Source organism: Sphingosinicella microcystinivorans (assembly GCF_027941835.1).
GTDB lineage: Bacteria > Pseudomonadota > Alphaproteobacteria > Sphingomonadales > Sphingomonadaceae > Sphingosinicella.
Genome location: NZ_CP116005.1, coordinates 32,883 through 58,083, shown reverse-complemented (window position 1 = coordinate 58,083; position 25,201 = coordinate 32,883). Strand labels below are relative to the sequence as shown.

At 67.2% G+C, this 25,201-nt stretch carries 21 protein-coding genes and 1 pseudogene; 9 read left to right on the top strand and 13 right to left on the bottom strand.

Annotated elements, in window-relative coordinates; all coding sequences use genetic code 11:
- Positions 1 to 4: 4 nt before the first annotated feature.
- Together PE061_RS00275 and PE061_RS00270 are read left to right on the top strand one after the other, a co-directional pair.
- Positions 5 to 1,249: a cytochrome P450 gene (locus PE061_RS00275; protein ID WP_271257254.1), complete on the top strand. Its 1,245-nt coding sequence runs from the start codon at positions 5 to 7 to the stop codon at positions 1,247 to 1,249.
- Positions 1,250 to 1,256: 7 nt separating this feature from the next.
- Positions 1,257 to 2,093: an alpha/beta fold hydrolase gene (locus PE061_RS00270; RefSeq protein ID WP_271257253.1), complete on the top strand. Its 837-nt coding sequence runs from the start codon at positions 1,257 to 1,259 to the stop codon at positions 2,091 to 2,093.
- On the opposite strand, the gene PE061_RS00265 is transcribed toward PE061_RS00270, so the two are convergent.
- Positions 2,090 to 2,875: an SDR family NAD(P)-dependent oxidoreductase gene (locus tag PE061_RS00265; RefSeq protein ID WP_271257252.1), complete on the bottom strand. Its 786-nt coding sequence runs from the start codon at positions 2,873 to 2,875 to the stop codon at positions 2,090 to 2,092. The genes PE061_RS00270 and PE061_RS00265 overlap by 4 nt on opposite strands.
- 19 nt (positions 2,876 to 2,894) lie before the next feature.
- Positions 2,895 to 3,692: an SDR family oxidoreductase gene (locus PE061_RS00260; RefSeq protein WP_271257251.1), complete on the bottom strand. Its 798-nt coding sequence runs from the start codon at positions 3,690 to 3,692 to the stop codon at positions 2,895 to 2,897.
- Between the two features lie 130 nt (positions 3,693 to 3,822).
- Here PE061_RS00260 and PE061_RS00255 point away from each other — a divergent pair, with 130 nt between their 5' ends.
- Positions 3,823 to 4,500: a TetR/AcrR family transcriptional regulator gene (locus PE061_RS00255; RefSeq protein ID WP_271257250.1), complete on the top strand. Its 678-nt coding sequence runs from the start codon at positions 3,823 to 3,825 to the stop codon at positions 4,498 to 4,500.
- Here the strand turns inward: PE061_RS00255 and PE061_RS00250 are convergent.
- From PE061_RS00250 to PE061_RS00240, 3 genes are read right to left on the bottom strand one after another with little or no spacing between them, the layout of a single operon-like run.
- Positions 4,497 to 4,883 carry a MaoC family dehydratase gene (locus PE061_RS00250; protein WP_271257249.1) on the bottom strand — a complete coding sequence of 129 codons (387 nt, stop codon included), beginning with the start codon at positions 4,881 to 4,883 and terminating at the stop codon, positions 4,497 to 4,499. The two genes, PE061_RS00255 and PE061_RS00250, sit on opposite strands and share 4 nt — an antisense overlap.
- A complete protein-coding gene (locus PE061_RS00245; RefSeq protein WP_271257248.1) occupies positions 4,880 to 5,305 on the bottom strand; it encodes a hypothetical protein in 426 nt (141 codons plus the stop codon). Before PE061_RS00245 ends, PE061_RS00250 begins: the two co-directional genes overlap by 4 nt.
- Positions 5,305 to 6,465 (bottom strand): acyl-CoA dehydrogenase family protein, encoded by a 1,161-nt coding sequence (locus tag PE061_RS00240; RefSeq protein ID WP_271257247.1) that lies wholly within the window; start codon positions 6,463 to 6,465, stop codon positions 5,305 to 5,307. The genes PE061_RS00245 and PE061_RS00240 overlap by 1 nt, the downstream gene beginning before the upstream one ends.
- Positions 6,466 to 6,619: 154 nt before the next feature.
- Here PE061_RS00240 and PE061_RS00235 point away from each other — a divergent pair, with 154 nt between their 5' ends.
- The 6 genes and pseudogenes from PE061_RS00235 (at position 6,620) to PE061_RS00210 (ending at position 15,871) form a co-directional block, all read left to right on the top strand.
- Entirely contained in the window at positions 6,620 to 7,828 is a 1,209-nt protein-coding gene (locus PE061_RS00235) for an acetyl-CoA C-acetyltransferase (RefSeq protein ID WP_271257246.1), read from the top strand.
- A gap of 1 nt (position 7,829) precedes the next feature.
- Positions 7,830 to 9,968, top strand: a complete 2,139-nt coding sequence (locus tag PE061_RS00230) for a 3-hydroxyacyl-CoA dehydrogenase NAD-binding domain-containing protein (protein ID WP_271257245.1) — start codon at positions 7,830 to 7,832, stop codon at positions 9,966 to 9,968.
- Positions 9,968 to 11,131, top strand: a pseudogene (locus PE061_RS00225) (acyl-CoA dehydrogenase family protein). Before PE061_RS00230 ends, PE061_RS00225 begins: the two are co-directional and overlap by 1 nt.
- The gene (locus tag PE061_RS00220; RefSeq protein WP_271257244.1) at positions 11,128 to 12,195 is read left to right on the top strand and encodes an aminoglycoside phosphotransferase family protein; all 1,068 of its coding nucleotides are present in this window, start codon (positions 11,128 to 11,130) and stop codon (positions 12,193 to 12,195) included. Before PE061_RS00225 ends, PE061_RS00220 begins: the two are co-directional and overlap by 4 nt.
- A 144-nt stretch (positions 12,196 to 12,339) precedes the next feature.
- Positions 12,340 to 14,505 (top strand): TonB-dependent receptor, encoded by a 2,166-nt coding sequence (locus PE061_RS00215; RefSeq protein ID WP_271257243.1) that lies wholly within the window; start codon positions 12,340 to 12,342, stop codon positions 14,503 to 14,505.
- A gap of 133 nt (positions 14,506 to 14,638) precedes the next feature.
- A complete protein-coding gene (locus PE061_RS00210; protein ID WP_271257242.1) occupies positions 14,639 to 15,871 on the top strand; it encodes an NnrS family protein in 1,233 nt (410 codons plus the stop codon).
- Here PE061_RS00210 and dinB read toward each other — a convergent pair.
- From dinB to PE061_RS00170, 8 genes are all read right to left on the bottom strand, one after another.
- Positions 15,868 to 16,935: a DNA polymerase IV gene (dinB, locus tag PE061_RS00205; RefSeq protein WP_271257241.1), complete on the bottom strand. Its 1,068-nt coding sequence runs from the start codon at positions 16,933 to 16,935 to the stop codon at positions 15,868 to 15,870. The two genes, PE061_RS00210 and dinB, sit on opposite strands and share 4 nt — an antisense overlap.
- A 59-nt stretch (positions 16,936 to 16,994) precedes the next feature.
- The gene (locus PE061_RS00200) at positions 16,995 to 17,585 is read right to left on the bottom strand and encodes a 3,4-dihydroxy-2-butanone-4-phosphate synthase (protein ID WP_271257240.1); all 591 of its coding nucleotides are present in this window, start codon (positions 17,583 to 17,585) and stop codon (positions 16,995 to 16,997) included.
- A gap of 23 nt (positions 17,586 to 17,608) precedes the next feature.
- Positions 17,609 to 18,685: an LLM class flavin-dependent oxidoreductase gene (locus PE061_RS00195; protein WP_271257239.1), complete on the bottom strand. Its 1,077-nt coding sequence runs from the start codon at positions 18,683 to 18,685 to the stop codon at positions 17,609 to 17,611.
- A gap of 155 nt (positions 18,686 to 18,840) precedes the next feature.
- Positions 18,841 to 19,575: a TetR/AcrR family transcriptional regulator gene (locus PE061_RS00190; RefSeq protein ID WP_271257238.1), complete on the bottom strand. Its 735-nt coding sequence runs from the start codon at positions 19,573 to 19,575 to the stop codon at positions 18,841 to 18,843.
- Positions 19,576 to 19,611: 36 nt separating this feature from the next.
- Complete coding sequence (locus PE061_RS00185) at positions 19,612 to 21,237, bottom strand: long-chain-fatty-acid--CoA ligase (RefSeq protein WP_271257237.1); 1,626 nt, start codon at positions 21,235 to 21,237, stop codon at positions 19,612 to 19,614.
- On the bottom strand, positions 21,234 to 22,229 hold the full coding sequence (locus tag PE061_RS00180) for a phosphotransferase family protein (protein ID WP_271257236.1): 996 nt from the start codon (positions 22,227 to 22,229) through the stop codon (positions 21,234 to 21,236). Before PE061_RS00180 ends, PE061_RS00185 begins: the two co-directional genes overlap by 4 nt.
- A gap of 29 nt (positions 22,230 to 22,258) precedes the next feature.
- The gene (locus PE061_RS00175) at positions 22,259 to 22,993 is read right to left on the bottom strand and encodes an SDR family NAD(P)-dependent oxidoreductase (protein WP_271257235.1); all 735 of its coding nucleotides are present in this window, start codon (positions 22,991 to 22,993) and stop codon (positions 22,259 to 22,261) included.
- A gap of 20 nt (positions 22,994 to 23,013) precedes the next feature.
- Positions 23,014 to 25,197: a TonB-dependent receptor gene (locus PE061_RS00170; protein ID WP_271257234.1), complete on the bottom strand. Its 2,184-nt coding sequence runs from the start codon at positions 25,195 to 25,197 to the stop codon at positions 23,014 to 23,016.
- Between the last annotated feature and the right edge of the window lie 4 nt (positions 25,198 to 25,201).

Sequence of the window (25,201 nt, the reverse complement as noted above, 5' to 3'; positions counted from 1 at the left end):
TCGTATGTCTGAATCGGCGGAGTTGCTGAAAGAGGCCCGCGCCTGCCCGGCCCATGAAACCATCGTCGGCTTCGCCGACGCCGATCCGTTTCCCTTCTACGAGCGTATGCGCGCGCAGGGCTCGCCGGTGTGGGACGCGAAGGCGAACGCGTGGCTGGTGCTCGATTTCGACCAGTGCGCGGCCGCGGAAAAGGACGAGAGCCATTTCGCCAACGCGTATGTTTTCGCCGACGATCTCGTGAAGGAGATCAAGGGCGGTGGTGCAAACATCACCATCAGCCGCGACGAAGAGCATAACAAACTGCGGCGCTTCCATCTGAAGCTCTTGTCCCCGGCGAGCGTCGAGCGCTTCCGCGAGCCGCACGTGCGCCCCATCATCGACTTCGCGCTCAGGCGGCTGGAAGGCCGGTCCGAGGCGGATCTCTCGGCGGATTTCGCGGCGCAGATACCGCCGCGCGTGATCTGCTCGCTGCTCGGTATGCCCTATGAGGACGATGCCATGATGGCGCGAATCCTCTTCCTCAACGAGGAGATCGTCAACTTCATCGCCTCGGGCTACCGCGACGCGGCGTTGCGCGACCGTGCGCTCGCGGCCTCGCACGAACTCAACGACATGCTGCTTCCCTATGTCCGCGCGCGGCGCGACCAGCCCCGCGACGATTTCATCAGCCGAGTCTGGCAGGAAGCGCCGGAGGCGGGAATCGCGCTGGACGAGGAAGGCGCGCTGGGGCTTTGCCGCGAGCTTTACTTCGCCGGTTCCGACACCACCGTTCACGGGATTTCGAACGCGCTCTACCTGCTGCTCACCGACGACGCGGCAATGGCGCGGGTTCGCGCGGATCGCGGCAAGCCGCTCGCGGCGCTCATCGAGGAGTCGCTGCGCCTCTTCAACGTCGTCCAGTTCCGGCACCGCTTCTGCGTGGCGGACGCCGAGATCGGCGACGTCCCGATCCGCAAGGGGGAAATGATCATCCTCGTCCACGCGGCCGCCAACCGCGACCCGGAAAAATACGGATGCCCGCACGCGATGGACCTCGACCGCCGTGCGCCGACCGATCACCTCGCCTTCGCGAAGGGCACGCGGTCGTGCGTCGGTTCGCAGCTTGCGCGCGTCGAAATGCGCGAAGCCATATCGGCGCTGCTGGACCGTTATCCGGCGCTGGCCCTCGACCGCGCGAAGGGAGAGCCCGTCTTCCGGCACCTCTACATGCGGTCGATGGGTCCGCTTCACGCACGCCTTTTCGCCTGATCCGCGCATGGCTCTGTTGTGGCTGCGCGGCGCGGACGGCAATGCGATCGCCGCGGACTCCTTCGGGGAGCAGGGGCAGAATCCGGTGCTCTTCCTGCATGGCGGCGGACAGAGCCGGTCGGCATGGCGGGGCGCCGCACGCACGCTTGCGAGCGACGGCTACCGCACGGTTTCGCTCGACCTCCGGGGGCATGGCGACAGCGACTGGGCGCCGGACGGAAACTATGCGTTCGATCGTCACGTCGCCGATCTCGACGCGATCGTCTCCGGTCTCGGCCGGCCCGCGATCCTGGTGGGCGCGTCGCTCGGCGGCCATATCGCGCTGATCGCGGCGGCAAGGATGCCGCACCGTATCCGTGCTCTCGCGCTTGCCGATGTCACTCCCTGGATCGACGAGGATGACGCCGACGAACTGCGCGGTGCGATGCGCCGATCGGCCGAGGGCTTCGATACCGTGGAGGACGCCGCTGCCGCTGTCGATGCGCTTCGGGGCGTTGCCTCGCACGGCAGCGCCGAACGCCTGCGCGCGCACATGCGGCAGGGCGATGACGGCCGCCTGTATTGGCGCTGGGATCCGCGGTTCATCCGGGATGAGTTCGTGCGTCATGGCGGCGAGGGCGGGCTGTTCGCTGCCTCCGCTGCCGCGCTTCGGGTTCCCGCCCTGTTGATGCACGCCGAGTTCAGCACGGTCGTGACCGCCGGTCAGGTGCGACGATTTCGCGAGGTCGTGCCCGATCTGCGCTACGAACGCATTGCCGGGGTCGGCCACATGGTCTCGGGCGATGACAACGACGCCTATCTGCCCGCGCTCCGGCGGTTCCTGGGTTCGCTGGAGGCCCTCTAGGCGGCGTTCGTACCGTGGCCGCTGCCGGCGCCGCTGTTCGTCATCAGCGTCGTCGAGAGACCGCCGTCGACGAGCAGGTCGATGCCGTTGATGTAGCGTGACGCCGGGCTGAGCAGGAAGGCGACGGCTTCGGCAATATCCTCCGGGCTGCCGATGCGCCTCAGCGGTATCGTTGCTTCCCGGCGGCGTTTCAGGTCTTCGTTCGTGTAGCCCGCTTGCGTGAGACCGGTCATCGTCGGCCCCGGCGACACGCAGTTGCAGCGGATGCCGTCCGGCCCCCATTCGTTGGCGAGCTGCCGCACGAGCATCTGCAAGGCCGCCTTGCTCGCGGCATAGGCGCCGAGCGGCGGCGTCGGGTGCGCGGCGGAGATCGAGCCCGTCGCCACGATCGCGCCGGATGCGGCGCGCAGGTACGGATACGCGGCCTTCGCGATCAGCCAGGTCGCGCGCGTGTTGATGGCGAACATCCGGTCGAAGTCGGCCGTTTCGAGATCGGCGAGCAGCGCATTCTGGATGATCCCGGCGTTGCTGACGACGGCATCGACGCCGCCGAGTGTGCGGACGGCCTCGGCGACGATCCGTTCGCCGGAATCGGGAGAGGCAAGGTCGCAGGTCATCGTGGTGCAGCTTGCCCCGATGTCTGCGGCCAGCGCCGAGAGCTTTGCGGCGTCCCGGTCGACGAGGAGCAGCTTTTCAGCCGCGACGGGTCCATGCCCTCCGGCGAGCAGCCGCGCCACGGCTTCCCCGATCCCGCTGGCGGCTCCGGTGATGATGACACGCACGTTCGTCTACCTTTCTGGTCTAGCGGCAGCCGCTCAGCCCGCCGTCCACGACCACCTCGCTGCCCGTGAGGTAGGCCGCCGCGCGCGATGCGAGGAAGACCGCGACGCCCCCGATGTCGTCCGGCCGTCCGAACCGGCGCAGCGGGATATGGTCCGCGAGCATTCCGGTGGGCGCGCCGTCCTTGTCCTGAAGATGGGCGGTCATGCTGGTCGGGAAATACCCCGGGATGATCGTGTTGACCGTGATGTTCCGCGCGGCGAGCTCGCTCGCGAGCTGGCGGCTGAGCTGGTGGATGGCCGCCTTGCTGGCGGAGTAGCTGTAGGCGTGCAGCGGCTCGATGATCTTTCCCGCGACCGAGCCGATATTGATGATACGGGAGGGGTCGCCGTCCGCCGCAGCTTTCTCCAGCAATGGAAGCAGCAATTGGGTGAGCTTGAACGGAATCTGGACGTTCATCGTCATGACGCCGGGCCAGGCCTTGTCCGGAAAGCTGTCGAGCGGCGCGCCCCACGTCTTCCCTGCATTGTTGATCAGGATATCGAGCCGGTCGTGATCGTTCCGGAACGTGGCCGAAAACGCTTCCGCTGCGGCAGGATCCGAAAAGTCGGCGGCAATCGCGCGGCACGCGCCATACGCCGACATCTCCGCTTCGGCACGCGCGCAGGCATCAGCCTTGCGCGACGTGACGACCACGCGCGCGCCCGCCCGGAGCAGAGCCTCGGCGATCATGCGGCCCAGCCCGTTGGCGCCGCCGGTCACGAGCGCGGTCTTGCCGGACAGGTCGAAGAGGCCGGAGCCGTTCGCATTTTCCGTCATGGTCTGAAATCCAGCCTTTCAAGGATATCATGTCTACCGAACGTATGGTCGTTATTGGAGCATATACGGGTTTTTCTGTTGACGCGAGATATTCGCGGGCCGACGATATGCTGAAACAGAGCAGGGGCGAATGATAGTGCCGAAAGCGATGAAGAAAACGGAGCCTGCGCCGCCCGGCAATGGACGCGGCGCAAACGACAGGAAGCCCAGGGAGAAGAGGTGGCAGGAAATACTGAAGGCGGCTGCCGAGGTCTTCTACGAAAAAGGATATGACGCTGCGACATTGCAGGAAATCGCCGACCGGGTGGGTATCCTGAAAGGCAGCATATACTATTATATCAAGACGAAGAGCGACCTTCTCGATCATCTGCTGACGGAAGTGCACAACGAGGGCGTCGCGATGATAAGGCAGCGCTCCGAAGAGTCCGGAACGGTCTTCGACAAGCTCGAAGCCATGTTTCGCAGCCACATCGACTACATGTGCCGCAACCAGGCGAAAACCACGGTTTACCTTCATGAGCTGAAGGCGCTCGACCCGAAGCGCCGGGAGTCGCTGTTCCGCGGGCACGAGTTCCGCGATCAGTTCCTCGCGCTGATCAAGAAGGGGCAGGCGGAGGGCCTGATCCTCGACAGCCTCGATCCGAAGCTGACCGCCCAGACCATGATGGGTTGGACGAATTCGCTCTACCAATGGTATCGGCCCCAGCCGCGCAAGCCAATGGATCAGATCGCCAACCATTTCGTCACGATCATGTTGAGAGGGATCGCCACGGCGAAAGGCCTCGAATTGCTGCGGGCGGATCGCTAGCGCCGGACCAGCGTCACCCGTCCCTTCACGGCGGGCCCCGCGTCGGCGACGTTCAGCCAGACATCGCAGGTGATGCGGTCGCCTTCATGTGCGGTGATCATGCCGCCGGCCTCGACCGTGTCGCCGTCCCTGACGTTGGCAAGGAAGCGGCTTTCCATTTGCTCCAGCCGATGGTCCGGAAACGCCGTCGCGAGCATGTTCATGACATAGGCGAGATTGGCCGGCCCCTGGTTGATCACCCGGTCGCCGAGCCCTGCCGCCTTCACGGCCGCCGGATCGAGGTGAATCGGGTTCGGGTCTCGCAGGATGTCGGCGATCGGCATCATCGCGGCGGCGCGGACCGTGTGCGTCAGCGTGGGGAGGGGGGTGTCCGGCTCTGTCATGCGTCTGCCTGCCTGCGCGGGAGGATCCATTCGTTCACGCATTCGAGGACGGGTGCGCCGTCGCCCGGCGTCATCCGCAGGCGGAAGCGCAGCGTGTCGGCGAAGCCGAAGGTACGGCTGGGCTTGCGGGTTAGCGACACGATCTCGCCGTCGATCCGGTAGTCCGTCTCGATCAGGAGATCGCCGGCGAAGCTGGCGCTGCTGCCCGTCATCATCGGCCCGTCGTTCACGTCGAAGTCGCAGAGGTCCAGAAGGTCCGCGACCGTCATCCCCATGCCGACCTGCGTCGCGATGTAGTAGAAGATCGGGTGCGCCCGCCCGTCCGGGTCGGGCGCGGCGCCGACAGCCTCGCAAAGTGCCGCGTTTTCCTGCCGCGTGATGCGGTAGGTGCCGCCCGGGAAGGCGCGGCCTTCCACGGTCATCAGAACGACCTCGGCAGGCCGAGTTGCTCCGCGATCGAGTTGCGCGCCATTTCGTTGGTGATCGGGCCGATCCGCCACAGCCGCGAATCGCGCCAGTACCGCTGCATGTCGGTTTCGGCCGAATAGCCCATGCCGCCGAGGATCTGGATGCCCGCGTCCGCCGCCCTGTTGGCGATGTCCGAGGCCGCGACCTTCAGCATGGTCGTCTCAATGACGGCCGGCTGCCCGGTCGTCATTTTGGTGGCGCAGTCCATCAGCATGGTCTCGACCTGGTACTGCCCGATCCTGATGTCGGCGATCATGTGCTGGATAGCCTGCATCTGGCCGATCGGCTTGCCGAACGCCTTGCGTTCCTTCGCGTAATCGAGGGCGTCTTCCAGAACGCCGTCGAGAATGCCGAGGCAGAAGGCACTGACCATCAGGCGCTCGTTGTTCAGCGTAGGGAGCAGCGTATACCATGCCTTGTGCGGCTCGCCGAGCACAAGGTCGTCGGGGACGAACACGTCGTCGAGGTGGACGCTGCACGAGCCCATGGAACGCATACCGAGCTTCGCGAGCGGCGTGATGGTGAGGCCGTCGCTCTTCGTCGGGATCCAGAAGAGGGTGAGACCCTGCTGCGGGCGGGCGGCGTTCTTGTCGCTGCGGGCGAGGAGCAGCAGATAGTCCGCGACGTGCGCGGATGAGCTCCAGATCTTTTCGCCGCTGATCCGCCAGCCGCCGTCCACCTTGGTCGCGGTGGTCCGCAGGCCGCCGAGAAGGTCGGTGCCGCCGCTCGGTTCCGTGAAGGCGATCGCAGCCCGGAGCCGGCCTGCGGCGATCTCGGGCAGGAAGCGGTCCTTCTGCTCCTCGGTGCCGTAGAGGCCGATGGATTTCACGCCTGCGAAGGAGGTGATGCCCCAGATCCAGGAGAGGCCGCCGAGCGTGCGCGCAAGCTCGCGGGCCAGCAGCATCTGCATCAGGATGTCGCCGCCCTGTCCGCCGTATTTCTCGTCGATGCCGAGGCCGTGGAAGCCCGCTTGGGTGAACTTGTCCCAAAGTGTGAAGGGGTAGTTGTGCTCATCCTTTTCGAGCGCGCGCGCCCAGTCCTTGGGCATCTCGGCTTCAACGAAGCGGCGTGCCATGTCCCTGAAGGCGAGGTGCTCTTCGGAAAGGATGCTCATAACGGTAATCTCCCGGCGATCGGCTTTTTATCTACCATACGTTTGATAAAATTATTGGCCGTTGCCAAGAGGAAAAATGAACCGCGGGAGGCATCATTCATCTTGAAATCCATCAAACGGATGGTAGATAAACGGGCAAAGGGAGAACGTGAGCGTGACGCAGACCGCATATATCTACGACCATGCCCGCACGCCACGGGGGCGCGGGCGGCCCGACGGCGCCCTGCACGAGATCACGGCGGTGGAGCTGGCAGCGACCCCGCTGCGCGCGCTCGCCGCGCGCCATGCGCTTGATACGGCGCTGATCGACGACGTGATCATGGGCTGCGCCCAGCCGGTGGGCGAGCAGGGCGGAAATATCGCAAGGGCAGCCGTCCTCGCCGCGGACTACGCGGAAAACGTGGCCGGGCAGCAGGTGCATCGCTTCTGCGCCTCGGCGCTGGAGGCGGTCAACAACGCGGCGGCGCAGGTGATGGTCGGTGCGGCCGGCGCCGCGATCGGAGGCGGCGTCGAGTGCCTGTCGCGCACCTACATCGGGGCGGATACCGGGGCATGGTCGGCGGACCCGTGGCGCAGCTACCACAGCTATTTCGCGCCGCAGGGCATCGGCGCCGACCTCATCGCCACGATGGACGGCTTTTCGCGCGCGGATGTCGATGCCTATGCGCTGGAGAGCCAGCGCCGTGCTGCCGCCAGCCAGGCGGCCGGGCACTTCGACCGGGCGGTGGTGCCGGTGGTGGACGTGATCGGCCAGACCGTCCTCGACCGCGACGAGTATCTGCGCCCGGACACGACGATGGAGGGCCTCGCCGCGCTGAAGCCCGCGTTCGTCGGCCTCGGCGCTGCGGGTTATGATGCGATCGCGCTTCAGCGCTATCCGGGCGTGGAGGCCGTCAGGCACGTCCATACCGGCGGAAACTCGAGCGGCATTGTGGACGGCGCCTCGGCGGTTCTGGTCGGCAGTGCGGCATTCGGAGAGGCTGCCGGACTGAAGCCGCGGGCGCGGATCGTCGGTTTCGCCAATATCGGCTCGGAGCCGACGATCATGCTGACGGCGCCTGCCGCCGTTTCCGAAAAGCTGCTCCGGCAGGTCGGCATGACGAAGGCGGACATCGACCTTTTCGAGATCAACGAGGCGTTCGCCAGCGTGGTGCTGCGGTTCATGCGGAAGCTCGATCTGGACCCCGCAAAGGTCAACGTCGCGGGCGGTGCGATCGCGCTCGGCCATCCGCTCGGCGCGACCGGCGCGATGATCCTGGGCACGGCTCTCGACGAGCTGGAACGACGCGGGCTGTCGACGGCGCTGGTGACTCTGTGCGCGGGCAACGGCCTTGGAACGGCAACGATCATTGAGCGAGTCTGACATGTCCAAATATTTCCGCTTCGACGTTGCAGACGGTATCGCGACGCTCACGCTGGACGAGGCCGATGCGCCGGTGAACACGGTGTCGCCGGGCTGGATCGACGAAATTGTCGAAGTTATCGGCCGGGTGAAGAATGACGAGGCCGTCAGGGGGCTGGTGATAACTTCGGCGAAGCCCAGCTTCATGGCGGGCGCCGACCTCAAGTATATCCTTGAACACGCCGCCGGCCTGTCGCGTGCGGAGGCGTTCGCGTTCAGCCAGCGCGCGACGCGGATGCACCGGCTGCTCGAGACGTGCGGCAAGCCCGTCGTCGCGGCGCTGAACGGCTATGCGCTCGGCGGCGGATACGAGCTCGCGCTGGCGTGCACGCACCGTATCCTCGCCGATGCGCCGGGCGCCGTCGTCGGCCTTCCCGAGGTGAGCGTCGGTCTGCTCCCCGGGTCGGGCGGCACGCAGCGGCTTCCGCGCATGATCGGCGCCGAGCGCGCGATGGAGGTGCTGCTCGAAGGCCGCAGCTACAAGCCGAAGGCGGCGCTCGACATGGGCCTCGTCGATGCCGTCGTGCCGCCGGGCGAACTGCTCGATGCCGCGCGCGCATGGCTCAAGACCGGACCCGACCCGGTGCGTCCGTGGGACGTGAAGGGCTTCAGGACCAAGGAATCGGACGGGCTCCTCAAGCAGAGCACGGCCGGGCTCTTCACGCTCGCCACCGGCAAGCTGCTGGCGCGCTACGGGCGCAACTATCCGGCCCCGATCTCGATCCTCACCTGCATCTTCGAAGGCGTGCAGGTACCGTTCGACAAGGGCCTCGCGGTGGAAAGCCGGCATTTCGCGCGTCTTCTGACCGATCCGGTCAGCCGCAACATCATCCGCACCACCTTCGTAAACAAGGGCCTCGCCGAAAAGGGCGCCCGCCGCCCGCAGGGCGTGCCGCGCCGCAAGGTCGGCAAGATCGGGGTGCTCGGCGCGGGCATGATGGGCGCGGGGATCGCCCATGTCGCCGCGAAGGCGGGAATCGAGGTCGTCCTGCTCGACATGAGCCTCGACGCGGCGGACAAGGGCAAGGCCTATTCCGCGAAGATCGTCGGCAAGGCGGTCGAGAAGGGCGCGATGGCGCAGGCCGCCGCCGATGCGCTGCTCGCGCGGATTCACCCGACCGTCGACTATGCCGATCTGGCGGGCGCCGAACTCGTCGTCGAAGCCGTCTTCGAGGACACGGCGATCAAGGCGGACGTGACGGCGAAGGCGGCGGCGGCGGTGCTGGGCGAGGGCGTGCTGTTCGCCTCCAACACGTCGACCTTGCCGATCACCCGGCTCGCCGAGGCGTTCCCGCGGCCGGAGCGGTTCATCGGCCTGCACTTCTTCTCGCCGGTCGACAGGATGGCGCTCGTTGAGGTGATCATGGGCCGCAAGACAAACGACGAGACGCTGGCGCACGCGCTCGATTTCGTCGCCCAGATCAGGAAGACGCCGATCGTCGTCAACGACAGCCGGGGCTTCTACACCAGCCGCGTGTTCCAGACCTTCATCCACGAAGGCATGGAGCTGCTTCGCGAAGGCGTCGCGCCCGCGCTCATCGAGAACGGCGCGCGGCAGGCCGGTATGCCGGTCGGCCCGCTCGCCGTGCTCGACGAGGTGACGCTCGACCTGCCGATGAAGATCGTGCGGCAGAGCGAGGCGGAGGACCCGGACTATCGCCGCCCCGGCTCGATGGCGGTGATGGAAAAGATGGCCGAGCAGCTCGGGCGTTCCAGCCGGAAAGCCGGTGGGGGATTCTACGTCTATCCGGAACAGGGTGCGAAACACCTTTGGCCGGGCCTTGCCGAGCATTTCCCGCCCGCCGCCGAGCAGCCGGACGTCGAGGAGGTCAAGAAGCGCATTCTCTACATTCAGGCGCTGGAAACCGTCCGCTGCCTCGAGGAAAATGTCCTGACGCATCCGGCGGACGGCGACCTCGGCGCGGTTCTCGGCTGGGGTTTCCCGACGTGGACGGGCGGCACGCTCTCGCTCATCGAGACCGTCGGCGTCGCCGATTTCGTTGCCGATTGCGACAGGCTGGCGCAGCGTTACGGCGCGCGCTTCGCACCGACGGACGGGCTTCGCGCGATGGCCGCCGCCGGGCGAGGATTCGATTACTGATGCGCCGGCTGATCTTCGAGGCCGAGCACGAGGCGTTCCGCGACAGCGTGATCCGCTTCTACAAGGCGGAAGTCGCGCCCCACGCCGGGCGCTGGCGCGCGCAGGGCTTCGTCGACCGCGAGATCTTCCGCAAGGCGGGCGCGCAGGGCTATCTGCTGCCGTGGGCCGACGAAGCCTACGGCGGCCTCGGCATCGCGGATTTCCGCTACGAGCAGATCATCTTCGAAGAAAACGTCCGCTACGGCGAGCCGGGGTTCTACATCAACCTGCATTCCGGCCTCGTCGCGCCCTATCTCGCCAAGCTCGGGAACGACGAACAGAAGACGCGCTGGCTGCCGGGCTGCATTTCCGGGGATTCGATTCTCGCCGTCGCGATGACGGAGCCCGCCGCGGGCAGCGACCTCGCCGGGATGCGGAGCCGCGCGGAGGACCTCGGCGACCATTGGCTGCTCAACGGTTCCAAGACCTACATCTCGAACGGCCAGCTTGCCGATCTCATCATCGTCGCGGCGCGGACGGGCGCGGGGAGCCACGAACTCGGCCTGTTCGTCGTCGAGGCGGGCATGGCGGGTTTCGAGCGCGGCCAGCGCCTGCACAAGATGGGCCTTGCCGCGCAGGACACGTCGGAACTGTTCTTCAACGACGTGCGCGTGCCCAAGGCGAACATCCTCGGCAATCCCGGCGAGGGGTTCCGCTACCTGACGCGGTTCCTCGCGGGCGAACGGCTGATCGCCGCGGTCGGTTCGATCGCCGCCGCGCAGGTGGCGTTCGAGACGACGCTGGAGTTCGTCAAGGAGCGCAAGGCGTTCGGGCGCCCGATCGGCACCTTCCAGAACGCGCGCTTCACGCTGGCCGGGCTGCGCGCCGAGATCGACGCCATCCAGACCTTCGTCGACCAGTGCGTGCTGCTCTACAACGCGGGCGAACTCACCGCCGAGCTCGCGGCCGAGGCCAAGCTGCTCGCCTCCGAAACCGAGGGGCGGATGACGGATGCCGGCGTGTAGCTTCACGGCGGCGCCGGCTACATGGACGAATACCGCATCTCGCGCCTTTACACGGACGCACGCATTTCGCGGATCTTCGCAGGCTCCAGCGAGATCATGAAAGAGATCATCGGCCGCGGTCTCGGCCTCGACGAACGCAAGCTGGGGAAAAGCGGATGAAGCTGCCGCACGCCATCGAGGACGTCACCGCCGCGTGGGTTTCGGAAGCGCTTTCCGTGCGCTATCCCGGCACGGAGGTGACGCGCCTGACGTTCGGGAGCGCCGTCCGCGCGACGGGCACCAAGCAGCGGCTTCTGCTGGAATACAACGACGCGGGCCATGCCCACCGGCTTCCGGCGACGATGTGGTACAAGGGCGGTCTCGAACCGCATTCCGACCACGTGCGGACGAGCCATGTCCGCGAGTCGCTTTTCTACGACCGGATCGCGCCGCTCAATCTCGTCAACGCGCCCGCGGGCTATTTCGCCGCGACCGACGAAACCGGCCATTCCGCCCAATTGATCGAGGACCTGTTGCAGCGCAACGCGCGCTTCGGCACCGCGTTGCGGCCGCTGTCTCCCGAGGCCGCGGCGCAGGCGCTGGAAATGCTGGCGCGGCTCCATGCCCATTGGTGGCGGGCGCCCGAACTCGACATGCTGGGCGCGCCGGGCGGCACGCTGGCGACGGACGGAATCATCCTGCGCCTGCTCACCCCCGAAGCGTGGGAGGCCGCGATGCGCCGCCCCGCCGCCGACGCGCTGGAGAAGCGCCTGCGCGATGTCGGCAACGTGCGCCGCGGCATGGAAGCGCTCTGGGCGTTCGATCGGACGTCGGCAGGGCTGTGCATGGTTCACGGCGACGCGCATCCCGGCAACCTGTTCTTCGAACAGGACGGGCGCCCCGGCTTTCTCGACTGGCAGCGCCTGATGCAATGCGACTGGGCGCACGACATCAATTACCTGCTCGTTTCGTCGATGAGCATCGAGGACTGCGCGGCGCACGAGCAGGATCTCCTGCGTCACTATCTCGCCTGCCGTGCCGCGCTCGGCGTGCCGCCGATGGACCGGGACGATGCGTGGCTCAGCTATCGCAGGCACACCATGTACGGGCTCATCTGGAATGTCGTACCGCCGGCGATGCAGACCGCCGAGGTCTGCGACGCCGTCGCATCGAGATTCAATGCCGCATCGGAGCGCCATCAGGTGCTCGGTGCGCTGGAGTTGTCGCATATCGGCAACGGGTGACGCACTTTCGCGCGCAAGCGCGAACCCCCCGGATGATCGCACGGTCAAAAACAGTTGCAGAGTTCGTCGCCGGCCGTTTAATCTACCAAACAGAAGGTCGAATATAACATGTTATACAATTGGGGTCCTGGAGGGAGGAAGAGCATGAACAGCAAATCCGTATTGTCCGTCGGTGTTGCCGTTGCCGCGATCGCGTGGGCGAGCAGCAGCGCGGCGCAGGAGGCCGCGACGCAGAGCGCCGGGTCTTCGGACACCGGTGTCCAGCTTGAAGAAATCGTCGTGACCGGCCGCAAGCGTGCGCGCGCCGAAGACGTGCAGGAAACACCGCTTTCGATCACGGCGTTCAGCGCGGGCCAGCTCGATCGCGCCGTCGTGAAGGACCTCGTCGATGTCGGCCGCATGACGCCGAACGCATCCCTGCAACCCTCGTCGCAGCGCGGCATCCAGAACTTCTCGATCTGCGGCATGGGCATTTCGGGCTCGACGCCGTCCGACGAACCGGCCGTCGGCATCTTTCAGGACGGCGTCTATTGGGGATCGAATTACGGCGCCGTCGGCGATCTCTTCGACATGGAAGGGGTCGAGGTGCTGCGCGGGCCCCAGGGGACGCTGTTCGGACGCAACGTCACCGGCGGCGCGCTCGCGGTGAGGTCCGCGCGGCCCCGCAACGAATTCGAAGGGAGCCTCGGCGCGGGAATCGGAAACTACGGCCTGTTCGAAGGCTCGGCGGTCCTGAATGCGCCGATCGCGCCCGACGTGCTCGCCGCGCGGCTTGCCGTTCAGGCGCGGACGTTCGACGGATATTTCACGGATACGAACACGAACACGGATTACGGCAAGAGCACCACCTATCTCGTGCGGCCGAGCATCCGCCTGACGCCGAGTCCCGATCTCGACATCACCGTGCTCGCCGAGTGGTATTCCGAAGAGGGCGACCCCACCGCCGCGCGGGGCATCGCGCCCAACACGATTCCCGGCGGACCGGTCACGCTGCCGGAAGTGGAAGGCTACGTCACGCCGAAGGATTACTGGAGCGTTTCCCCGAACGCGCGCGGCTACAACGACATCGACGTGAAATTCGCGATGCTGGAACTCAATTGGCAGCTCGGCGGCGGCGTGCTGACATCCATATCGGGATACCGCGATGTCCGCACGCGGGTGGAGACGGATTACGACGGCACGCCGAGCCGCGGTTTCCTTCAGCAGATCCGGTACGATCAGGACCAGTTCAGCACCGAGCTTCGCTACGCGCGCGAGGTCGGCGACTGGCTCAGCTTCACGATCGGCGGATATTATTTCGAGCAGGACATTCATTTCGGCGAAGCGCGGGACCTGAACAACGGCCTGCAACGGCTCGGCACGCGGTCGGTCCTCGAGAACAGCAGCTACGCGTTCTTCGCCGAGGCCGACATCACGCCGCTGGAAAACCTCACCGTGACGGTCGGCGCGCGCTACACGGACGAAACCAAGACGGCGTCGGCGGCGCCGTTCGGAAGCTGCTCGTTCGATCTCCTGACCTGCACGTTCACCGGGCCGCGCAAGTACAGCGACGGGAATTTCTCGCCCAAGCTCGGCGTGTCGTACACGCTGGACAACATGCTGCTGTTCGCGTCGGTCACGCGCGGCTATCGAAGCGGCGGCTTCTCGCTTCGCGGCACCCCGCTGATCGAGCCCTATCAGTCCGAAACCGTCACGGCCTATGAAGGGGGCTTCAAGAGCGATCTTCTGGACCGGCGGCTGCGCTTCAACGCCGCGCTGTTCTACAACGAGTACAGCAACCTGCAGCGCACGGTGCTGGGCGTCAGCCCCGAGGCGGGCGTGATCCAGTCCGTGTTCAACGCGGCCGACGCGACCGTTCAGGGCCTCGAGCTCGAGCTGACCGCGATCCTGACGGACGAACTGTCGCTGGACGCGAACTACGGTTACACCGATGCCGACTACAAGACGTTCATCGGCGTCCCCAATCCCGAGGACAGGCGGTTCGTCCGCGTGCCCCGGCACACGGGTAGCATCGGGCTCAACTACGAGCGCGAGCTCGAGAACGGCGGCAGCCTCTCCGCCCGCGTTTCGGCAAGCTACACGGGTTCGTATTTCTACGACGACCCGAACCTGCTGAAGCAGGACGCGTACACGCTGATCGACGCGAGCCTGTCCTACAGGCTGCCCTCCGACATCACGTTCACGATCTACGGGAAGAACCTCTCCGAGGAAGAATATTCGCCGTGGGGGTCCACGCTCGGCGCGCTCGGGCAGAACCTGTTCCCCGGAGCGCCCCGGACCTTCGGCGTTCGCGTCTCGGCGCAGTTCTGATCGGCGGGCAGGGGGCCGGATGCCGGTCCCCTGCTGCGACACCGTGGATTTTGACATCGGTTCGGTTCGGGTGAAAGAATAGAGACCGCGGATCCTGAAACTTCGCGTGCAGCCGCACGCCGGGAGGACAGTGATGACGGAAAGCGGTACGTTCGCGACCCGGGGCGCGCAGATGCTGGCGCTGCGCAAGGCGCGCATGGCGGCTGCGCCCCCGTTCTTCAGGGGCGGCTTCCGGCCGTTCTTCTTCGGCGGGCCGCTGTGGGCCGTGATCGCCCTTGCCGTGTGGCTGTTCGCGTTCCTCGGCGGGGGCGCGCTGCCGTCCGCGTTCGACGCGCTTGCATGGCACCGGCACGAGATGCTGTTCGGCTTCGTCGGCGCGGTGATCGCCGGATTCCTGCTCACCGCCATTCCGAACTGGACCGGGCGGCTGCCGATCGCCGGGCCGCCGCTCGCCGCGCTGTTCGCACTGTGGCTGGCGGGGCGGCTCGCGCTGTTCTGGTCGGGCGAGACCGGCCTCGGCCTCGCGGCCGTGCTCGATGTCGGGTTCTACGCGGCGTTCGCGCTGCTGGCCGGGTGCGAGGTCGTCGCCGCGAAGAACCGCAACCTGCCGGTGGTCGGCATGGTGCTGCTGCTGGGCGCCGCCAACGCGGTGGACTACGCCGCCGCCGCCGGGCTGATCGCCGACGGCGAGGCGGGCTTCCGCGCCGGCATCGCGCTGGTGGTGATGATCATCTCGCTGATCGGCGGGCGCATCGTGCCCTCGTTCACGCGCAACTGGATGGCGAAGCAGGGCTGGACCGCGGGCCTGCCGACGCAGCCCGGCCGGTTCGACCAGATCGTACTGGCGCTGACGGGGCTGGCGCTGCTCGCGTGGGTGGTCGCGCCCGGCGCGCGCGCGACGGGCGCGGTCTTGGCAGCGGCCGGGGCGCTGCAACTCGTCCGCCTCGCGCGCTGGCGCGGCTGGCGCACGCTTGCGGACCCGATCGTGGTGGTGCTGCACGTCGGCTACCTGTGGGTGCCGGTCGGGCTGCTGCTGCTCGGCTGGAGCGCGCTCGACGCGGCCGTCCCGCGCACCGCGGCGATCCACGCGCTGACGGCGGGGGCGATGGCCTCGATGATCCTCGCGGTGATGACGCGCGCCACGCTCGGCCACACCGGCCGCGCGCTGAAGGCGGGACCGGCGACGACGGCGGCCTATGCGTGCGTCACCCTCGGCGCGCTGCTGCGCGTCTCCGCCTCGCTCGGGCTCGTCGATCACCGCGTCGGGATCGAGGCCGCCGGCACGCTCTGGGCGGGCGCGTTCATCCTGTTCCTGCTCGCCTACGGGCCGATGCTGTTCCGGCCGAGGCTCGACGAGGCGTCCTAGAACAGCGGCAGGGGCGCGGCGTCCGCTTCGGCAGGCGCGAAGTTCGAGACGGTGACGCCGACGAGCCGTATGCCCTTGCGCGTGGGCAGCACGCTGCGGATCAGGGCGAGGCTGAGCTGGTGCAGGCGCTCCCGGCTGGTGACGGGCGCGGAGTCGCTGCGGCTGCGCGTGATCTGCGTGAAATCCTGATACTTCACCTTGACCGTGACCGTGCGGCCGAACGCCTGCGCCTTCTCGCACCATGCCCAGACCTCGTCGGCCTGTCCGAGCACGCCGGTCTCGATCTCCGCGTCGTCGGTGAGATCGCGGTCGAACGTCGTCTCGCTGCCCGAGGACTTGCGGACCCGGTCGGGATCGACGGGGCGGTTGTCCTCACCGCGCGCGATCGCGTGATACCATTCCGCCGCGCTTCCGAAATGCTGCCTGAGGAAGGCGAGGGGCTTTTCACGGAGGTCGAGTCCGGTCTCGATGCCGAGCCGCTTCATCTTCGCCGCCGTGGCCGGCCCGATGCCGTGGAAGCGCGCGACGGGAAGCGTTTCGACCCACGCCGCGCCCATCTCGGGCGTGACCGCGAACTGGCCGTTCGGCTTGCGCTGGTCCGACGCGAGCTTGGCGAGAAACTTGTTGTAGGAGACGCCCGCCGATGCGGTGAGGCCGGTTTCGGCAAGGATGCGCGCCCGAATCTCCTTCGCGGTCTCCCACGCGGTCGCGATGCCGCGGCGGTTCGCGGTCACGTCGAGATAGGCCTCGTCGAGCGAGAGCGGCTGGATGAGATCGGTGTAGTCGGCGAAGATCGCGTGGATCTGCTTCGAGACGGCGCGGTACACGTCGAAGCGCGGCCGCACGAAGATGAGGTGCGGGCAGCGCCGAAGCGCGGAGACGGACGGCATGGCCGAGCGGACACCGAATGCGCGCGCCTCGTAACTCGCCGCCGCGACGACGCCCCGCGCGGCGCCGTGGCCGACGGCGACGGGCTTGCCCCGGAGCGCCGGATCGTCGCGCTGCTCCACCGACGCATAGAAGGCGTCCATGTCGATATGGATGATCTTGCGCACGGCGGACACGCCGGCAGTCTAGCAACCCCGGAACGGATTCTGAACAGGCCGGGCGCGGAAGGCAGCCTCTAGGCGCAATCGGCGAGCACCGGTTCCCGCTGCGGCCTATGCAGCGCCGGAACCGATACGTTCGCGCGCATCACCTCGATTTGCAGCCGCGCGGCGAGGGCCAGCACGTCGCGCGTGCCGGCCACGTTGCCCCGGTGATCGAGAATATCGCACCACGCCGCGACCAGCCCGCCGGATGCGGCGACGATGGCCTGACCGAAATCCGGGAGCACGCTCCGGTTCTCCATCACGACCGCGGGCATGATGTGCCCCGGCGACTTGAGGTCGCCGGGCGCCGTGTCCGCCCGGCCGAGCGTGCGCAGCGTCAGCGCGCGCTCTTCCGCGGAAATGCCCGTCTCGCAGCACGCCGAGGCTTCGACGCTGGCGAGGAAGACCGGGCAATCCGGCCGCACGCGCGCCCGCTCCATGCGGCCGATCCCGAGCGCGAACGCCCGCGAAAGCGACATGGACGCGCTGATCACGCCGCGCCCGTGCGTCGCCATGCGGTTCACGTCGGCCGCCGTGATGCCGGCGGCGTCCACGAAGAAGATGCCGCGGCCCGCCCCGGCAAGAGCGGCATCGTCGAGCAGGATCGCGAGTTCGCGGGTCATCGGCGTGCGGGTCCCGGGTCGGCTCAGCCGTTGCTGTTCGTCCAGGAGTGCAGCTCCGGAAGCACCTTTTCGGCGAAGAGCTTCATGCTCTTCTGCGCGTTCTCGCCGGACATGCCGCCGTAGGTGATCTGGACGGTCAGGTCGAACTCGCCGAGCGCCTGGCGGCGCCTTTCGAGCTTTTCGAGGATCTGCTGCGGCGTGCCCCACGTGTTGACGTCGACGAAGGCGTTGCCCGCGGCTTCCTGGCCCATGTCCTTCAGGATCTGGGCGTTCTGGGCATAGTCGCCGTAGCCCTTCAGGTTCTTGAACTGGTCGCCCGCCATTTCATAATGGTGCATGACAGTGAGATAGTAGTTCGACATGTGCTCGCGGGCGAGCGCCTCGGCGCGGTCCGCGCTTTCGTCGCAGGCGAGGAAGTCGACGCAGACCGGGGCGGGGGCCGGGCGGCCGTGATGCTCCCGATACAGCGTGCGGTAGCTGTCGAAATGCGGCGCCATCTGTTCCCACGGCTTCTGCGCGAAGCTCATCATCTTGGCGCCGAGGCGCGCGCAGACCGGCACGGAATCCGACGACATGGCGACGCTGTAGAAGCGGTCCTTGAAGCTGGCGTAGGGCGCGGGACGAAGCGGCGTCTTCGCCTGCTTGTAATAGCGGCCGGTGCCTTCGATGACGCCGGTTTCGAGCGCGGAGATGATCATCTCCGCGGATTCGTCGAAGCGGTCGCGGGCCTCGTTCATGTCGATGCCGAACGTATCGTATTCGCGGCGCGCGAGGCCGCGGCCGATGCCGAACAGCGCGCGGCCCTTGCTGAGGTAATCGAGCAGGATCATCTTCTCCGCGACGCGCAGCGGATCGTTCCACGGCAGGATCACGGCGCCCGTCAGCAGGCCGATCGTCTTCGTGCGCCCGGCCATGTAGGCGAGGAACTCGACGTTGTCGGCCATCATCGCATAGTTGGAAAAGTGGTGCTCGACGCCGCCGAGCGTATCGAAGCCGAGGGGTTCGGCGAGATCGGCGAGGGCAAGGTCGCGTTCGTAGGCTTCACGATCAGAGGTCTGATCCATGAAGTTCTGGAACACCATCAACAATCCGACTTTCATTTGAAACCTCCCCAGCGTGATGCCTCGCGGCCCGCGCCTGTTCCGGCTGCGGGCGACTCCTGTGATGTTCAGGATGGCATCATGCTAACCCAGAAGGAGAGGGTCGGCAACATTTACTTGTTTAAAGCTAGCAAGTTTTGGAAGGCGCCGTCCGGTTAGGGGCGGGGCGCGCGGCGCCGCTCGGTGATCGCGTCGAGCGTGATCTGCCGATAGTCCGCGAAAGCCTGTTTCACATCAATGGCTTCGGGGTCGACGAGCCACTGGTAGATCGTGCCCGAAATGAACGAGAGGAACTGCACGGAGATGTGCGACGGGTTGATGTAGGGCCGCACGAATCCCTGCTCGATGCCTTCGCGCAGCCATTGCTCGACGTCGTGCTTGTAGGCCCGGTGGTTCGCGGCGAGCCGTTCGCGCACCTCGTTGTGGCTGCCGATCGATTCGTACCACAGCGTGTACATGGCCTTCATGTTCACCGGCTCGGTCTCGAGATAGTGCTCGACCGCGTCGAGCGCGGCGCAGAAGGCGGCAAGCCCGGTGCGTCCGCCGACGAACTTCCAGAGTTCGGCCGCCCATTTCTTGTTGAAATACACCACGAGCGCGCTGAACAGCGCTTCCTTGGAGCCGAAGCGGTTTCCGGCGAGGCCGCGGCTGTAGCCGGCAAGCTCGCCGACCTCCTTCAGCGTCGTGTTGTGCGTGCCGCGCTCGACGATGAGCTGCATCGCCGCCTCGTACATCCGGTTCGCGGAGCGGGCGTTGCGTTCCGCCTGCGTCATGCGGGTGCGTTTCGGCTCGGCTTCGGCGGGCGCCTTTTCCGGGGTTTTCCGTGCGGCCGCCTTCCCTGCCGTTGTCTTCCTCGGTGTTTTCCTTGCCGCGGCGGCGCTGTCGGCCATCGTCACTGCCCCATCCGTTGTCATCGCCCTGCGCGACTAACGATCCTGATAGCGGCTGTAGACGATTTCTCCGAGTGCCGCTTGCTTGCGAAGCGCAAGCTTGTCAACCTTGCCGACGCTGGTCTTGGGCAGCGCCTCGACGAACACCCAGTATTCGGGCACCCAGAAGCGCGCGACGCGCTCGGCGAGATAGGCGCGAAGCGCGCCGATTTCGGGGGCGTCGTCGGCGACGAGGACGGCGAGCGGCCGCTCCTCCCAGCGCGGATCGGGAACGGCGACGATCGCCGCCTCGATGACGGCGGGATGCGCGGCGAGATGCGCCTCCAGCTCCACCGACGAGATCCATTCGCCGCCGGACTTGATGACGTCCTTGGCGCGGTCGGTGATCTGCACGTAGCCCCGGGCGTCGATGGTGCCGACATCGCCGGTCCTGAGCCAGCCGTCGGGGGTGACGGCGTCGGCGGCGTCCTGCTTGTGGTAGGCGCCGGTGATCCACGGGCCGCGAAGCTGGAGCTCGCCGACGCTCTCGCCGTCGTTCGGAACCGGCGCGCCCGCGGCATCGACGATGCGCACCTCGACGCCGGGCACCGGACGGCCGCTTTTCGCGCGCCACACCGCCTGCTCTTCCGGCGGCGTGCCCACCGGCGGGACGGAAAGCGCGCAGAGCGGGCTGGTCTCGGTCATGCCCCAGCCTTGCAGCACGGGCAGGCCCCACGTCTCCCGCACCCTGTCGATGAGCGCGGGCGAGACCGCCGAGCCGCCCGACACGATGACGCGGAACGACGACATGTCGAGCGGCTGGCGCCGGTGCGCCAGGAGCAGGTCGTTGACGAGCGTCGGCACCATCGCGGTGAAGGTCGGCCGGGTTTCCTCGATCAGCCGCCGGATGTGATCGGGCTGGAGGTGCGCGCCGGGCATCACGAAGCGCGCGCCGGCGAACCAGCCCGTGTAGGGCAGGCCCCATGCGTTGGCGTGGAACATCGGCGGCAGCAGCAGGATGCGGTCGGCCTGCGCGACGGCGAACGTGTCGGCGCCCATCGAGGCGAGGCTGTGCACGAAGATCGACTTGTGGCTGTAGACGACGCCCTTCGGGTTGCCGGTCGTGCCGGTGGTGTAGCAGATGACCGCTGCGCGCTCGTCGTCGCTGATGTCCGGCCAGACATCGAGGGGATCGTGGGCGGCGAGGAGGTCTTCGTAGCGGTGTACGGCGCCCGGGAACGCGATCTCGTCAGGCATGTCGCCGACGACGATCAGGTGGCGGATCGGCGTCGGGGCCGCCAGCACCTCGCGAAGCTGTTCGAGGAGCGAGGCGTCGGCGATCAGCACCGTGTCTTCGGCATGTTCGACGATGTAGCGGACCTGCGCGGCGAACAGGCGGATGTTGAGCGTGTGCAGCACCGCGCCGAGCGAGGGCACGGCGAGATAGGCCTCCATGTGCGCCTGATGGTTCCAGCAGAAGGTCGCGACCCTGTCCCCGTCTTTCACGCCGAGTGCGAGGAGGGCGCGCGCCAGCCGCGCCGCGCGCTCGGCGACCTCGGCGTAGCTTGCCGCGTGCAGGCGCGCGCCGTCGTAGGAGGCGATCTCGCTTGCCGCGTGGATACGCGCGCCGTGCCGCATGATCATCTGCACGGTCATCGGCAGGTGCATCATGGTCGCTTTCATCGGTCTTCCCTTGTCGATCCGTCGATCAGCGCCGCCGCCTCGCGGAGCAAAGCGGGGACATCGGCTTCGAGCCTGCGCGCGTAGGGCGTGTCCACCTGCCCGCGCCGGTAGAGGCCGTAGGCGCCCTCCACCATCGCGGCGAGACGCCAGAAGGCGAGGCAGCGGAAATAGTCGAGCGCGCCGCTGTCGAAGCCGGTGCGCGCGCTCCAGCGTTCGGCGAGTGCCCGCGCGGACACGACGCCCGGCCGGTTCGAGACCTTCTGCACGAAGCCGAAGCCGAGGTCGGCGCGGTCGGGGCGGCCCCAGAACATCAGCACGAGGCCGAGGTCGATCATCGGGTGGCCGACGGCGCCCATCTCCCAGTCGATGATGGCGTTGAGGCGGGGCGCGTCCGTGTCGAACAGCGTGTTGTCGAGATGATAGTCGTTGTGGACGATCGCCGCCGGGCCTTCGGGCGGCAGGTTCTCCAGAAGCCAGCCCGCGAGGTCGCGCATCAGCGGCAGGTCGCGCACCGCGTCGGCCTCGCGGATCGCGGTCCAGCGCTCGACCTGCCTGCGGACGAAGTTCTGCGGCTTGCCGAACCCGGCGGGCAGGCGCGCCTTCCAGTCGGCGACGTGCACCTCGGCGAGCGCGTCGACGAGCTCCTCGCCGATGCGGTCGATCGTCGCCGGGTCATTCGCGTAAGGAGCGGGGAGTTCGGTGCTGATGGCGGTGCCGTCCACGAAGGCGGTGAGCGCGAACGGCGCGCCGATGATGCTTGCGTCAGAGCAGTAGCCGACGGCGCGGGGCACGCGCGCGACGCCGGTCAGCGCCTCGACGATGCGGAATTCGCGTTCGATGCCCGCCGCGGCCTTTTCGGAGACGGTTTCGGCGGGGGCGTGGCGGAGGACGAGGCGGCCCGCGTCGCTTTCGACGAGGCGCGTGACGTTGACGTTACCGCCGCTGAGGCGCGGGCCGAGCCTTGCGCCGCCGATGCCGTGCGTGTCCCGCATCCATTCCGAAAAGCGGGCGTCTGCCGTCTCTAGAGCGCACACGAGAGCCCGCCGTCGGTGGTGATGACGGAGCCGGTCATGTAGGTGGAGCCGGCGACCCACCAGACGACCTCGGCGATCTCCTCGGGGCGCCCCTCGCGCCGCATCGGGATGCGCTGGTGCAGCTTCTTGCGCGCCTTCTCGTCGATGCCCGCGGTCATTTCCGTCGAGACGAAGCCCGGCACCACGAGATTGACGCGGATCTGGCGGCGGGCGAGTTCGACCGCGAGCACCTGCGTGAGCCCGGCGAGGCCCGCCTTCGAGGCGCCGTAGGCGCTGTCCCCCGGAAAGCCCCGGAAGCCGACGACGGCGCCGACGTTCACGATGGAGCCGCCCGCGCCCATGTGCGGAAGCACCGCGCGGATCATGCCGAAGGGGCCGGAGAGGTTCGTCGAGAGGACCGCCTGCCAGTCCTCCTCCGCGATCTGGTCGACGAGGCCGCCGCGGTGCAGCCCGGCGTTGTTCACCAGAACGTCGATGTGCCCCCAGTCCGCCGCGAGCCGCTCGGCGGCGGCGCGAAGCTCGTCGGGGCGCGTGATGTCCGCCCTGATCCCGACGACCGTGTCGCCGATCTCGCGCGCGACGGCTTCGACATTGCCGTTTCTGGCGAGGATGGCGACACGGTCTCCCTTCGCTGCCGCGTGTTCGGCGATCGCGCGGCCGAAGCCGCGCGATCCGCCGGTGACGACCCAGGAACGCGGTTTCGGGGGGAGGGATTTGCGCACCTGTGCCGGTCTTTCTTCGTTCAGAAGCTCTGCGTCACGGAAACGCCGTAGGTCCGCGACGGACGCGCCGCACCGTAGCTCCACAGGCCCTGCGCGTCATAGCCGATCGTCCAGCCGTCCTCCTTGAAGAGGTTGCGGCCGAACACGCTGATCTGCGTCTTGTCGATACGGTAGTTGAGCGACGCGTCCATCAGGTATTGCGCCTTGTTGTGGAACGCGGGGTTGTTGAGGAAGGTGATCTCGTGCGCGCCGAGATAGTGCAGGTCCGCCTGTATCCAGCCGGTGCCGGGGCCGATCTCCGCCTCGTAGTTCGCCGAGACCGCCCACGTCCACTTCGGCGCGCGGCGCAGCTTGAGGGCGCTGTTGTCGTCGACGACGCCGTCATTGTTGGTGTCGGCAAGGAAGTCCTTGTACTTGGCGTCGAGGTAGCCGAGGTTCGCCGAAAGCGTGAAGTTCTCGGTGATCTGGGCCGTGAGATCGGCCTCGATGCCCTTCATCTCGGCGCTGGCGGCGTTCAGCGTGCGGTTCTCGCGGCCGGTGCCGATGCCCGGCGTCGGCACGTCGACGTCCTCCTGCTTGTCGTCGTACTTCATCAGGAACGCCGAGACGTTGAGGCGCAGCCTGCGGTCCAGCATCTCGCTCTTGAAGCCGAGTTTGAAGTTGTCGACGGTCTCCGGGTCGTAGGGAACGGTCGCCGCCGACAGCGTCGAGGGACGGCCGTTGAAGCCGCCGCCGCGATAGCCGCGCGAGAACAGGCCATAGACCATGAGGTCGTCGTTCACGTCGTAGCTGAGGCTCGCCTTGGGCGTGAACTTGGACCAGCTTTCGCGGCGCGGGTCGTCCCACGTCGAGAAGGTGCCGTCGAGGACGCCGCTCGTCTTCTTGTCCTTGGTGTAGCGCCCGCCGACGGTGAGCTTCAGCGCGTCGGTGAAGCGGTAGTCGGCCTCGAAGAAGCCCGCGTAGGACTTGGTCGTCTGGCGCACGTCCTGCGGGATGGCGAGGATCGTGTCCGGCACGGCGAAGCCGATGTAGCTGACGAGGTTGATCGTGTAGGCCGAATCCCAGAGGTAGCCGCCGACCACGAAGGTGAGCGGGCCGTTGGCCTTCGTCAGGCGCAGCTCGTGCGTGTCCTGATGGTAGCGGGCGGGCCGGTCCGTGTGGAACAGGGTGAGGGCGGTGCCGTCCCAGTCCTGATAGGCGTCCTCGTCGGTTTCGAGGCGGCCGTAGATGTATTGCAGCTCGAAATCGTCGGAAATGTCCCACTTCGCCTTGGCGATGCCGAGGTTCATGTCGAAGAAGCCGTTGCGGCCGAGGCGGCCGTTGCCGAGCGAGACGTAGCGGCTGCCCGACTGCGGCACGCCGACGCCCTGCGCGCACTGCTCGTAGACGGCGCAGAACAGGTCCGTGGACTTCGCGAGATTGAGAAGCTGGCCCGGGTCCTGCTTGGTGTTCTGGTCGTCGAAGCTGAAGCTGAACTCCAGGTTGTCCGTGGGCGTGATCAGCACCTGCACGCCGAGCGCGGTGAACTCCGACGTCTGCCCGTCCTTGCCGAACGTGGCGTTGTACATGTAGCCGTCGGACTTGCGGTGCGCGGCGGTGAACTTGACCGCGATCGCATCGCTGAGGCCGAAGCTGACGAGGCCTTCGAGATCGAGCGAATCGTGGTTGGCGTAGGTGCCGCGGACCTTGCCGGTCAGCTCCTGCGTGGGGCGCGAGCGCGCGAGGTTGATGACGCCGCCGATGGCGTTGCGGCCGAACAGCGTGCCCTGCGGACCGCGCAGCACCTCGACCCGGTCGAGGTCGATCGCCTTGATGAGGCCGCCCGTGCTGGTGCCGACGTAGATGTCGTCGATGACGACGCCGACCGCGGGGTCGACGCTCTTCTCGACGTCCGCGACGCCGATGCCGCGGATGGTGACGGCGGCGACACCGCCGGGGCCCTGCTGCGTGTCGTCGATGACGACGTTCGGCGAGCTGTTCGCGAAGTCGCGCACGTCGACGTCGAAGCGGCGCGCAAGCTCGGTCGCGGACATGGCCGAGATCGAGGAGCTGACGTCCTGAAGGTTTTCCGCGCGCTTGCGGGCGGTGACGACGATCTCGTCGAGGCCGACGCTGGTCTGCTCCTGCGCGTGGGCCGGGGTCAGTGCCGCAAAGCTGGTGGAAACCAGCAGGACCGGCAGTGCTCTTTGGATATGCTTGTTCATAACG